The sequence below is a fragment of the Budvicia diplopodorum genome (assembly GCF_009800925.1).
Classification (GTDB): domain Bacteria; phylum Pseudomonadota; class Gammaproteobacteria; order Enterobacterales; family Enterobacteriaceae; genus Budvicia; species Budvicia diplopodorum.
The window spans coordinates 223,688-237,764 of record NZ_WOYF01000003.1 but is presented as its reverse complement, the minus strand read 5'-3'; the positions used below and the strand labels follow the sequence as shown (position 1 = coordinate 237,764).

Genomic DNA, 14,077 nt, shown 5'->3' with positions numbered 1-14,077 from the left:
TTTTCATCCGACTCTTCAGGCCTTCACCTAGCGCATTATTGTGTTCAATGGCCGCAATCACTACCCCTTCCGTTATATTGGCAGCACCCATAACCGCCGGTACCGGTCAAAATATTTCTATACCTACAGGCACTACCGTGCAGGTTGCCAGCGGCTGGGCTATTTCGGCAGCCGGTGGCGGCGTCATCTCGGGTTCAGGTATATTAGCAAGCACCACAGGGGATACTAACGCCGTCAATTCATCGGGCGCGGGGTCACTGATTTCCCTTGATGGTACTACCCTGACCGGCGCACGCGGCGGTGCATGGATGGACTCCTACGGCCTAATTTCCTTCACCGGCAACACCATTATCAACTCTACCGGTAGTACCCGCGGTTCAGCCGGTATTTATTTGCTGAATACCCCAACCGCACCGGTAGGAACGCTTGACAATGTGACTGTCAATATTGGTGGTACCCACACCACCAACAGCGCCGCCTATATCGGGGTAGCGCTTAAAAATAGCAGCGCATCGTTCAATAACCTAACGGTTCAGGGTACATCGGGTGATATCGGTGCGTTAGTAAGCAACGGAAACTTGAAGTTAACCAACAGCAATATTACGCTCAATGGCACGCTGCCCAGTAATAGTATAGGTATGAGTATATGGCCTGAAAACGTGAACTTTCTTAATAACCATCAGATAGGCGTTTTCTTAGAGACTCTAGCTGGTGGTCAGAGCCATGCGGATATTGATAACGTTAATCTCACCCTTAATAGCTCACAGAATGCGTACGGCATTATGGCTTATCTGGACGGTACTTCAGTCAATATAGCCAACTCGACGATTACCATGACGGGTGAGAAAACGGGAGATTTCAACCGGTCATCGGGTATATACAACGGCTCTGGCACCAACGTAACGACGACTATCAGTAACACGCAGGTCAACGCAACCAGCAAGTACACCACTGGCGTATACATCCCCGGAGGTACGCTAACGGCAGACGGGCTGAGCGTAAACATGAGCGGTGATTCATCTCTCGGAATAAAGGTCGGTGGAATCAATACCTCTAACGCTACCGCCCATTTCAATAGTACGCACGTTACGACAGAGGGTGATTCGTCCATAGGTGTGAAAGTACAGGGAACAAACAACGTCCCCTACTTTACCGATAGTCATATTGATGCTCACGGAGTGGGTAATATCGGTGCGGAAATCACAGGCAGTAACGATCGTTTGGCGATGGATGGCGGCTCACTAACAAGCTCAGGCACCGCCCTAAAAGTAACCGGCACCAGTGCCAACTTGAATTTCACTCACGGTGTCACCGTTACACCCGGCGACAATCTGCTGATGGACGTACAGGGAACCGGGGACGCAGTACTTCTCGCCGACACCGGCGCTAACCTGACCGGTGATATTCAGTCAGCCACCTTGGACCATGCAATGGTGACAATGAACGGCAGCTCTCGTTGGACCGGTGCAGCCCGCAATGTTGGCGACGTATCAATGTCAAACGACAGTATCTGGACTATGACCAATGATTCCGACGTCGCATCGTTCACTCTGGATAACAGCAAACTGGCTTTCATGCCGGCGAGCGGTTTATTCAAGACCCTGACGGTGCGCGGCGACTATACGGGCAACAACGGTCTAATTACTCTCAATACCCAGCTCGATGGCGACGCGTCTCCAACCGATAAATTGGTAGTTCAGGGGAATACGTCTGGCAGCAGTCTGCTGCAAGTCGTTAATAGTAATGGCTCCGGCGCACTCACTACGGGTAACGGTATCGAAGTTATTACCGTTCAGGGTGCTTCAGACGGTCGCTTTACGCTGAACGATCGGGTCGCTGCAGGGGCTTACGATTACAACCTCTATCAGGGCACAGTTGACGGCAGCGATGACAATCGTAACTGGTACCTGCGTAGTACGACGCCGGTTGATCCACCGAATGGCTCAGGCTCAGGCTCAGGTTCAGGTTCAGGTTCAGGTTCAGGTTCAGGCGGAAACGGTAAGCAGGTACCGAACATTCGTCCAGAAGTTCCGCTTAACATGGCCATTCCGTCATTAGCGGTTAAATATGCGTCAATGACGGCCGATCTTGGCAATAAGATTGAGCCGGAAAACTGGCTTTCCACAGCGAGTGACACCGTCTGTTCCGACGACGGCAACAAGAAGCACGATACCGATGCTAAAAATGAATCCATCCAGTGTTCAGAGCGGGTTCCTGAGGTCGGAGAGGCATCAAGCCAGTGGTTTCCTGGAACTTGGGCGCGCATTCTCGGAGAGCGTGGCATACGCGACAGCGATAGCTTATCGAACAGCGGACCTAATTATGACTACGATTCCTACGGTGTGCAGATCGGCGTGGGTGTCTTCGACCACCAGCAGGCGAACGGGACTCTCGATAAGCTAGGCGTCTATGTCGGCTACGGCCAGATCGCCGCCGACGTTGAAGATATGTTCAATTCAAAAGCCGGCACGATTAACATGGATGCCTACACAGTTGGCGGCTATTGGCATCATGCGAGCCCTTCTCGCTGGTACACGAATACCATTATCCAGAGTACATTCTATTCGGCGGATGCCAAATCGACCTATGGGAAGCAGGTCAATCCGGACGGTTTGGGGCTTCTGGCCTCCCTTGAGGGCGGCTATTCCCACATACTCGGCAACAACTGGACGCTGGAACCGCAGGCTCAGCTCGCTTATCAGTTGGTCTCATTGGACGATGCGCAGGATGCCTATGGCAAGTTTAGCTATGGAAACACTGAGTCATTGCTTAGCCGCGCCGGGCTACGCCTGAATAAAGCCTGGGACACGACCGGCGTGCGCCAGCTCAATACCTGGGGCCGTGTCAACGTTTGGCATGAGTTCATGGGCGAGAGTAAAATGACGGCTACGTCGTTAAACGGTCAGAATCCGGTCACGTTTACCTCCGACCTTGGCGGAACGCTGGGTGGCATTGACGTTGGCATCAGCGGAAAAGTCAGCGATAAAGTCAGCGTATACAGCGGTGCGGGCTACAGCCAGTCGCTTGACAATTCAGGTATGAAATCCTGGAATGGCCGCATCGGCGTCAGCGTTCAGTGGTAAAACTGATATCGCTTAATCAATAAATCGGTTTTGACTAGCTAAAATACCGCAACAGAAGTTGCGGTATTTCAGATTGATGACAAAGTAGTTTAATTTGATTTCAGCGTAAGTTTCGTCCGCATAATCAACATTGGAATATTAGTTTTTCCTAGCGGCCGAGGGGCGATACTTTTGAGCCAAATGAGCGTCAGGCCTAGGATTCCTACGGGCGGTTATGGGACACATCCTTGTGTCCCACCCTGCGGGCCAGCGCTAGCGCTGTTCAAATTTGTTCCAAACAAATTTGTCGGCAGCTAAAGCTGCTACGACCCGAACGGAACCCTCTCCTTCCGATTAAGTTTTTCAAACCAACATATTTAAACTTTCAGGTTTGTCAGCATTCCTCCCGCCGGGAGAAGTTCAATAAATCAATGAGATCAAACACTCACTCGACAAATGAGTTGCAAAATATATTTAAAAAACTCATTAACAACAAGAATAAATATAAATTTATATTAATAACTAATTTAAAAAAATTACCAATAATACACATATTTTTTGTATTTGGGTTATCTATCACAATAGAAAATTCCAATAAAAATGCATGTAATCAATATCTTACATAAATAAACAACTCAAAAAATAGAATGTAATATATATTAAACAATATAACAAATAAGTTCTTGAATTAATTTGTTACCAAAATAAAAGAGTTCCATATTTATTAATATTGAAATCATAAATGAGTCAATATAATATCCTGCAACAAACTATTAACCTCAGGACAGTATCACCAGCATGGAAAGTTTAGACAGTTTTATCCGACGGATCGCCCCTTCACCTCTCGCATTATTATGTTCAATGACCGTACTCAGTACGTCTCCAATGGCATTGGCAGCAACAATAACCACGCCGATAACCGCCGGTACCGGTCAGAATATCACTATTCCTGCCGACTCTACTGTGCAGGTTGCCAGCGGCTACGCTATCTCGGCAAGCGGCGGCGGGATCATCGCCGGCAACGGGACCATCGCAATCACCAATGGCGATACCAATGCCGTCAATTCATCCGGCGGTTCGCTGATTTCGCTCAACGGAGCAACCCTGACTGGCGCGCGCGGCGGCATCTGGATCGGTATTGCCGGTCAGGTTGCCCTGACCGGCAATACCGTTATCAACACCACCGGTAGCGCCGCAGGCTCAGCCGGCATTTATGTATTGAACAACACCACTGTGCCAGCCGGGATGCTTGATAACGTTACAATCAACGTGACCGGCACCCATGCCTCTGGCAACTACAGTGCCTTTATGGGAATCGCGGTAAATAACGCAAGCGCCTCATTTAACAACGTGACTGTGCAAGGCCCCTCCGCCGATATCGGCGCGTCCGTGACCAACGGCACGCTGAAGCTGAGCAACAGCAATATCACGGTGAATGGCACAGACCCTAACGGCTACATCGGCATATGGCCGATCTCTACGAATATTTACGGTGTCCGGAATTCGGGTGTTTTTAACGGCCACGGAGGCCGCGCCGAGCTGGATAATGTCAATATCACCGTCAATTCATTGGACGGTGCAAGTGGCATCGTAAATTTTAATGGTGGCTCGCTTGATATGCGCAATTCCACCATTACGGTGACCGGCACCGCGGAAGCGGGGATTTACACTGGTACCAGCAACGGCAGCAGCAATGTCGTCAATATCGTCAATTCACAGATCAATGTAACCGGCACTGATTCCTACGGACTGAGCGTCTCTGGCGTCAGCACAGTGACAGCTGACGGCCTGACCATTTTGATGAGCGGCGCGTCCTCCACCGGCCTCAGAGTTGCCGGAACCAATAACGTTGTCGTCACCGCCACCAATTCGAGTGTAACCACCACCGGTGCTAATTCCACCGCCTTATCGATGCGCGGAACGGGCGCAAGAACAAACTTAACCAATACGAAAGTTGCCGCAAAAGGCGTCAACAATATCGGTGTCATGTTCAGCGGCGCCAATAACGTCCTGACGATGTCCGGCGGCTCGGTTACCAGCACCGAAAATACCTTCCAGGTTACCGGCGCTGGCGCGGTAGTGAACCTCTCCGATGCTGCCGTTGTCACAGCCGGCAATGCCTATCTGCTCGATGTGCAGGGCACGGGCGATGTCGCGCTTACCGCCAGCACAGGCTCGGAGCTGACCGGCAATATCCACTCGGTGACGCAGAACAATGCGGCGATCACGCTGAACAGCGATTCGCGCTGGAATGGTGCTGCAAACAATATTGGCGCGGTGGCGCTGAACGGCGGCGCTTTCTGGACCATGACCGGTGATTCCGATGTCGGCTCGCTGTCCATCGATAACGCAACCCTCGCCTTCGCCGCGCCGGACAATGCGTTCAAAACCCTGACCGTGCGCGGTGACTATGTGGGCAATAACGGTTTAATTACCCTCAATACCCAGCTCGATGGCGATGCGTCGCCAAGCAATAAGCTGGTCGTTGAAGGCAATACCTCAGGCCAAAGCCTGCTGAAAATCGTCAATAGCAACGGTGCAGGCGCACTCACCAGCGGTAACGGTATCGAAGTCGTGACCGTTCAGGGCGCCTCCGACGGCCACTTTGCGCTTAACGAGCGGGTCGCTGCGGGCGCTTATGATTACAACCTCTATAAAGGCGCGGTTGACGGCAGCGATGACAATCGTAACTGGTACCTGCGCAGTACCAGACCGGTTGATCCAGTTGACCCAGTTGACCCAGTCAATCCAGTCAATCCAGAGGATTCAGGCGGTTCAACCGGCGGCGGTAAGCAGGTGCCGAACATTCGCCCGGAAGTGCCGGTTGATATGGTCATTCCATCATTGGCAATTAAATATGCATCGATGACTGCCGATCTTAGCAGTAACATTGAGCCGGAAAGCTGGTTTTTCACAGCGAATGACGCTACCTGTGCCGATGATAGCAAGCAGCAACGTACCGGTTCTGAAAATAAATCTGTTCAATGCTCAGAACGGACTCCGATCGGTGAAGCATCAAGCCAGTGGTTCTCAGGATCCTGGGCCCGAATTTTCGGCGAGCGCGGCATACGCGACAGCGATAGCTTCTCCAGCCGCGGGCCTAATTATGATTACGATTCCGCCGGCGTGCAGATCGGCGTGGGTGTCTTCGACCACCAGCAGGCGAACGGGACTCTCGATAAGCTAGGCGTCTATGTCGGCTACGGCCAGATCGCCGCCGACGTTGAAGATATGTTCAATTCAAAAGCCGGCACGATTAACATGGATGCCTACACAGTTGGCGGCTATTGGCATCATGCGAGCCCTTCTCGCTGGTACACGAATACCATTATCCAGAGTACATTCTATTCGGCGGATGCCAAATCGACCTATGGGAAGCAGGTCAATCCGGACGGTTTGGGGCTTCTGGCCTCCCTTGAGGGCGGCTATTCCCACATACTCGGCAACAACTGGACGCTGGAACCGCAGGCTCAGCTCGCTTATCAGTTGGTCTCATTGGACGATGCGCAGGATGCCTATGGCAAGTTTAGCTATGGAAACACTGAGTCATTGCTTAGCCGCGCCGGGCTACGCCTGAATAAAGCCTGGGACACGACCGGCGTGCGCCAGCTCAATACCTGGGGCCGTGTCAACGTTTGGCATGAGTTCATGGGCGAGAGTAAAATGACGGCTACGTCGTTAAACGGTCAGAATCCGGTCACGTTTACCTCCGACCTTGGCGGAACGCTGGGTGGCATTGACGTTGGCATCAGCGGAAAAGTCAGCGATAAAGTCAGCGTATACAGCGGTGCGGGCTACAGCCAGTCGCTTGACAATTCAGGTATGAAATCCTGGAATGGCCGCATCGGCGTCAGCGTTCAATGGTAACCTGATATCACTTAACCAACGGGTAAGCTCTTATTAGCTAATATGCCGCAACTTCAGTTGCGGCATATTTTATTGGTCAAACACTTCGACAACGCAGAACGGTCAAAAACGGCTTATCCTTTAAGCTTAATTCCTCAAGCCTAGTTCCTCTCGGTCACCAGCAACTGCCCAATATTCCCTCTGTCTGCCATATCTAAATTATGGCTGTAGTACATAAATGGAAAATGCGGTGAGGAAGCGTGGCCGAATTTAACCAGCAGTTCCACTTTATCTTCCACCCAGACCGTATCTTTCCAGCCGGAATCTTCAGGTGCCGGTTTAGCGCCATTAACGGCGCTGACAAAGAAAGATGCGCCCTGAAGGTGGAACGGCTGAGGTTTGGAGGTTGTAATAATCCAGCGCTCCCAGGTTCCCTGCGATGCCTGAGTATCGACCCGTAACGGATCCCAAATCGGACCGTTAATACCGGGAACGTCTCCGCCCAGAATGAACTCACGAGAACGGACAATACTGCCGTCAAGCACATCGACCGGTTTGAGGCTGGTCGGTAGTTTATCGGTAGACAGAGCAATCAGCCCGGTCGGGCGAATAGTCAAAACCAGCGATGAATTTAAAATGCTCGATGGCTCAAAGAACCCGCGTAAACGATCGACTACCCCGGCAGACAGCCCGGCATTAATAGAAACCGCCTCGCCTTTAGACATGTCGATCAGCACTTCCCGGCGCTCTCCCGGAGCCAGATGTAGCTGAGTCACGGCAATGGGGGCAGTCAGCAAACCAACATCGCTGGCAATCACTTGGAACGGCCGACCGTCGCTAATGGCTAAGGTATAACAACGAGAGCTAGAGGCATTCAGCAAACGCAAACGAACCCAGCCACGGCCGACTTCGATATAAGGTCCCGGCACGCCGTTAGATAATAGCGTATCGCCTAAAAATCCGGATTTATCGGTCTGCGCGTATTCCGGTTGGCCAAAAGAGTCAAAATGCTTATCTTGCAGCACCAGCGGGAAGTCGTTGATTCCATACTGGTTAGGAATATTCAAATTGCGGCTAATATCGTCTTCGATAATCCACATTCCGGCTAAACCGTTATAAATATGCGCCGCAGTTTTATTCGGCGTAATCGCGTGATACCAGCAGGTGGCCGCTGGCTGACGAATTGGAACGATCGGCGACCAGTCAACGCCCGGCGACATCAGCCGAGCCGCGTTCCCCATAAGAACTCCGGGCACCTGCAGCCCGCTGACGGTTACCGCAACCGGCTCATTTAAGCGATTGCTATACACCATCTTAACGTCGTCACCACTGCGTACGCGCACGGTCGGCCCTAAGTAGGTTCCGTTAAATCCCCATGTCGATACGCGGTTACCGGCGATAAATTCCCAATGGGTGCGCTGCATAGAAAGATACAGCGGCTGGCCGCGGCGGGTTTCCAAAAGTGGAGGAACCGGTAACGCAACCTGTGGCATTTCGGCAAAAGCCGGAGCGCTCGGTAACAGACTAGCGCCTAAAGCAACGCCGCTGGCCTGAAGTAACCGACGGCGACTAATGGATACAGAGTTCTTATTCAATCTCGCTACCATGAAAAAACAGCCTTCGTCTATAACAACTAAAATAGCTAATATCGTTTTGCGCGGTTTTTACAACCAATGGGATATTAGAAATACATAATGCAGCCAGATTACTTTTTACGCTCTGCCGCTTCGCTTTCAGCAACTTCCTGATTAAGCTGTTCCAGCTTATCGACCATCACTTGCTGACAATGAGCAACTAATTCGCGAACCCGATCTTTGGTATAAACGCTGGTATCAATCGGAGACATCATTTCAACAATCACGTGACCGTTATTCCAGCGGTTAAGGTTAATCTTGTTGTTGGTATTAGAGACGCAAATTGGCACAATCGGCACGCCGGCAGCAATCGCGGCATGAAAGGCACCGGTTTTAAACGGGAGTAAACCACGCCCGCGGCTACGAGTTCCCTCAGGGAACATCCAGACCGACAGGTCGCGTTTTTTCATCTGCTCAACGATTTGGTAAATGGTATCTCGCGACTTGGATTTGTTATTACGGTCGATCAGAATGTTGCCGGTTAGCCAGTAAAATGGACCAAAAAACGGGACCCACAACAGGCTCGTCTTGCCAACGGTTACCGTTCTCGGCTGTACGGCGGCGGCGGCTGTGACCATATCGTAGTTATTCTGATGATTAGCGATATAGATGCAGTTACCACTAACCTTTACCTCTGGGTTTAGGCGATATTTGACTTTTAAGCCAAAAAGCGGAGACAGGCTGCCAAACAGTCGACCAAACGTGTACACATGGCGAGGGTTGCGCGGACTAAAAAGACAATATAATGAGCCGAACACACACACTAAAATACAGAATGGAATAACAATAAGAGCACGCAAAATAGCTAGCATATAAACCTCTTTCATTTACAGCCGGTTAGTATATACCGACTGATAAAGAAAACGCACAGATTCAAAAAATGAGTCGATTAAAATAAAGCACCGGAGCCTTAATTGAACTTCGCCTGACTATCTTCCCGCTAATTCAAATTGAATAGCTTAATTCAGGCAACGCCATACTATTTTAATCAAATAACCATTCAGTCGGTCATCAATATCTAAAACATCAAATACGCAGGGTATATACCCATAATAATTCGAGGTGCAAAAAAGCAGCTAATGAGTAAACCCCGATGAGCTTACTGGAGTAAAGGGTGGGCCAAGCAACCAACGCAGCCAGCTCATCTGCAACTTGAAGTATGAAGGATATAAGTAAATAGGCTGCCCTGATAAAGGAACAGCCTATCGGATATTACCGGTTACCCTTAATGCGCACCGTTAGCTCTCTTCGCCCGGCGCTGGTGGCGTATCAATGTCAATACTATCAATACGCTGCAGGCCGCGTGGCAGTAGAGTACCCTTACGCCCGCGCTCTGCCCGGAACTTCTGTAAATCCTCCGGCCGAAGCTGAAGCTTACGTTTACCCACGTGCAGCGTCACCGACGATTTCGGCGTCAGAATAAACAGATAAGCAATGCGATCTTCACCGGAAGCCGCCTGAGCGGAAGGAATTGAAACAATCTTATTCCCTTTGCCCTTAGACAGCTGTGGCAGGTCGGAAACCGGGAACAGCAACATTCTGCCTGCGGCGGTAATTGATAGCAGTAAATCATCTTCACCGTTAACTTCCAGCGGTGATAATACCTTGGCATTGTCCGGCAGCGAGATAAGCGCCTTACCGTTACGGTTGCGAGCGACCAAATCGTCAAAGGTACAGATAAAACCGTAGCCGGCATCGGATGCCATTAGCAGCTTTTGCTCTTCCGAGTTCATCAATACCTGTTCAATGGTGGCGCCTGACGGCAGCGTTAGCTTGCCGGTCAGAGGCTCACCCTGCCCTCGGGCGGAAGGCAGTGCCAGCGGGTCTAGCGCATAGCTGCGCCCGGTGGAGTCAATAAACACCACCGGTTGGTTACTCTTACCCCGAGCCGCGGCGCGGAAGCTGTCTCCGGCGCGATAGCTCAACCCACCGGGTTCAATATCATGCCCTTTGGCGCTTCTGACCCAGCCCATGTCCGAAAGCACAATGGTAACCGGCTCAGAAGGAACAAAGTCATGCTCGCTCATTGCTTTAGCTTCATCACGTTCCACAATCGGGGAACGGCGCTCATCGCCATAGGCCTGAGCATCGGCCAAAATTTCTTTCTTGATCAGCGTGTTCATCTTGCGCTCAGAGGCCAATAGCGTCTGTAGCTGGTCGCGCTCTTTGGCTAGCTCATCCTGCTCGCCGCGGATTTTCATCTCTTCCAGTTTGGCAAGGTGACGTAGTTTCAGCTCAAGAATTGATTCGGCCTGAGTATCAGTAAGCCCGAAACGCTGCATCAGGGCAGGCTTGGGTTCATCCTCAGTGCGGATGATTTCAATTACTTCATCAATATTCAGGAAGGCAACCAATAAGCCTTCTAAAATATGCAGACGCTTTAATACACGATCTAACCGGTAGTTCAGGCGACGGGTAACCGTGTCGCGACGGAAAACCAGCCATTCAGATAAAATCTCAACCAGATTTTTAACCGCCGGGCGACCGTCTAGGCCAAGCATGTTCAGATTAATGCGATAGCTTTTTTCCAGATCGGTGGTGGCAAACAGGTGGTTCATCACCTGCTCCATGTCAATCCGGTTAGAACGAGGAACCAGCACCAGCCGCGTTGGATTCTCATGGTCTGACTCATCGCGCAAATCTTCAATCATCGGCAGTTTTTTAGCCCGCATCTGACTGGCAATTTGCTCCATTAGCTTAGCGCCGGAAACCTGATGAGGCAGAGCCGTAATAACGATCTCGCCCTCTTCTTTTTTCCACACGGCACGCATGCGAACGGAGCCTTTACCGCTCTGGTAAATTTTACGGATCTCTTCATGCGGCGTAATGATTTCGGCTTCGGTCGGGTAATCCGGCCCGCGAACGAACGCCATCACGTCATCCAACGTTGCCTTTGGATTTTCCAGCAACAGTACCGCGGCGTTAGCCACTTCCCGCACGTTATGCGGCGGAATATCGGTCGCCATACCCACGGCAATACCGGTGGTACCGTTAAGCAGAATATTGGGTAACCGAGCCGGTAGCATTTTAGGCTCTTGCAAGGTGCCGTCAAAGTTAGGCGAGTAATCGACCGTACCTTGGCCTAATTCGCTCAGCAATAGCTCTGCATATTTAGATAAGCGGGATTCGGTATAACGCATGGCCGCAAACGATTTAGGATCGTCCGGTGCACCCCAGTTTCCCTGACCATCTACCAGTGGGTAGCGATAAGAGAACGGCTGCGCCATTAATACCATGGCTTCATAACAGGCGCTGTCGCCGTGAGGATGATATTTACCCAGCACGTCACCAACGGTTCGAGCCGATTTTTTAAACTTAGCGGCGGAGCTAAGACCCAGCTCAGACATCGCGTATATAATGCGCCGCTGTACCGGTTTTAGCCCATCGCCGATAAACGGCAGTGCCCTATCCATGATGACGTACATGGAATAGTTCAGATAAGCATTTTCAGTAAACTGGTGGAGCGGTTGACGCTCGACACCGTCGTGAGTTATTTCACTCATAGAATGACTTTTTCCTTTCCCGTCCTAACTCTGCATCCAATGAAAAAACAGACTACTTGTCAGTATGTTTGACTCAGGCGCTTGATTAAAACCAGAATTAACTATTTAAGATGAACCCGAGGCTTAAACATCAAGTTCAACCATATCGCCCTTTTCCTGTAACCAGTTGCGGCGATCTTCGGAACGTTTCTTGGCTAACAGCATGTCCATCAGCGCCATGGTGACATCACCCTCTTCCAGCGTTAGCTGAACCAAACGGCGGGTGTTGGGATCCATAGTGGTTTCGCGCAGCTGTAAAGGATTCATCTCACCCAGCCCTTTAAAGCGCTGAACGTTTGGTTTGCCTTTTTTACGCTTAAGCTGTTCCAGCACGCCCTCTTTCTCCGCTTCATCTAACGCGTAGAAAACCTCTTTTCCTAAATCAATACGGTAAAGCGGTGGCATCGCAACATATACATGGCCTTCTTCCACCATTTTACGGAAATGGCGAACGAACAGAGCGCAAATCAGGGTAGCGATGTGCAAACCATCGGAGTCCGCATCCGCTAAGATACAGATCTTACCGTAGCGTAGCTGGCTTAAGTCGTCACTGTCAGGATCGATACCGATCGCAACTGAAATATCGTGAATTTCTTGGGATGCCAGCACTTCATCAGATGACACTTCCCAAGTATTCAGAATCTTACCTTTTAGCGGCATGATCGCCTGAAACTCACGGCTACGGGCCTGCTTGGCAGAACCTCCCGCAGAGTCACCTTCCACTAAAAACAGTTCGGTAACGCTGAGGTCTTGGGAAGAACAATCAGCCAGTTTACCCGGCAATGCAGGGCCACTAACCAGCTTCTTACGGACGACTTTCTTTGCGGCACGCATACGCTGTTGAGCGCTGGAAATCGCCAGTTCAGCCAGCTGTTCTGCGGCCTGAACGTTTTGATTTAGCCACAGGCTAAAAGAATCTTTAATGATGCCGGATACAAAAGCCGAGCTTTGACGGGAAGAGAGACGCTCTTTAGTCTGACCGGCAAACTGCGGATCCTGCATTTTCAGCGATAGAACGTAGGCACAGCGGTCCCAGATGTCTTCAGCGCTCAGCTTAACGCCGCGCGGCAGCAAATTACGGAATTCACAAAATTCGCGCATCGCATCAAGCAGGCCCTGACGCAGGCCGTTAACGTGCGTACCGCCCTGCATGGTTGGGATCAGGTTAACGTAGCTTTCACTCAGAACTTCTCCGCCTTCTGGTAGCCACAACAACGCCCAGTCTACGGCTTCAATGTCACCTTCAAAACCGCCAACAAACGGCGCTTCAGGCAACGTCACTAAGCCATTAACCGCTTCCATTAAATAGTCGGTTAGGCCGTCTTGGTAACACCAGCGTTGCTCGGTGTTATTCACTTTATCTTTGAATACAATTTCAACGCCCGGGCAAAGAACCGCTTTGGCTTTTAATACGTGTACGAGGCGTGAAACAGAAAATCTTGGGCTATCAAAAAAGCTAGGATCTGGCCAGAAGTGAACGCTGGTACCGGTATTACGACGACCGCAGGTACCGATAACGTTCAAATCTTCTACTTTATCGCCGTTTTCAAACGCGATCTGATAAACCTGAGCATCGCGGCGGACGGTCACTTCAACCCGGGTTGAGAGGGCGTTAACCACAGAAATACCTACGCCGTGTAGGCCGCCGGAAAATTGGTAGTTTTTATTGGAGAATTTACCGCCAGCGTGCAGACGGCACATAATCAGCTCAATGGCTGACACACCCTCTTCCGCATGGATATCAACCGGCATGCCCCGCCCGTCATCGCTGACTTCAAGCGATTGGTCTTCATGCAAAATCACTTCTATCTTATGGGCATGACCTGCCAACGCCTCATCGACGCTGTTATCAATAACTTCCTGACCCAAGTGGTTAGGGCGTGAAGTATCAGTGTACATGCCGGGGCGGCGACGTACTGGTTCAAGTCCGCTGAGTACTTCAATGGAATCAGCGTTATAACTGGATTGGCTCATCGTTTGGTTTTCTAGACTA

6 protein-coding genes are annotated in these 14,077 nt (G+C 50.8%); 2 read left to right on the top strand and 4 right to left on the bottom strand.

Annotated features, from left to right (window positions below; all coding sequences use genetic code 11):
- Positions 1-47: 47 nt before the first annotated feature.
- Positions 48-3,083, top strand: coding sequence for an autotransporter family protein (locus GVI43_RS05030; protein ID WP_159565756.1), 3,036 nt, complete (start codon positions 48-50; stop codon positions 3,081-3,083).
- Between the two features lie 777 nt (positions 3,084-3,860).
- Positions 3,861-6,929 (top strand): autotransporter family protein, encoded by a 3,069-nt coding sequence (locus GVI43_RS05025; protein WP_159565754.1) that lies wholly within the window; start codon positions 3,861-3,863, stop codon positions 6,927-6,929.
- A 140-nt stretch (positions 6,930-7,069) separates the two neighbouring features.
- On the opposite strand, the gene ftsP is transcribed toward GVI43_RS05025, so the two are convergent.
- The 4 genes from ftsP to parE form a co-directional block, all read right to left on the bottom strand.
- The gene (gene ftsP / locus GVI43_RS05020) at positions 7,070-8,503 is read right to left on the bottom strand and encodes a cell division protein FtsP (protein ID WP_246201518.1); all 1,434 of its coding nucleotides are present in this window, start codon (positions 8,501-8,503) and stop codon (positions 7,070-7,072) included.
- Between the two features lie 110 nt (positions 8,504-8,613).
- Positions 8,614-9,354, bottom strand: a complete 741-nt coding sequence (locus GVI43_RS05015) for a 1-acylglycerol-3-phosphate O-acyltransferase (RefSeq protein WP_159565750.1) — start codon at positions 9,352-9,354, stop codon at positions 8,614-8,616.
- Between the two features lie 426 nt (positions 9,355-9,780).
- Positions 9,781-12,045, bottom strand: a complete 2,265-nt coding sequence (gene parC / locus GVI43_RS05010; RefSeq protein WP_159565748.1) for a DNA topoisomerase IV subunit A — start codon at positions 12,043-12,045, stop codon at positions 9,781-9,783.
- A 123-nt stretch (positions 12,046-12,168) separates the two neighbouring features.
- A complete protein-coding gene (gene parE / locus GVI43_RS05005; RefSeq protein ID WP_159565746.1) occupies positions 12,169-14,058 on the bottom strand; it encodes a DNA topoisomerase IV subunit B in 1,890 nt (629 codons plus the stop codon).
- Positions 14,059-14,077 lie beyond the last annotated feature (19 nt).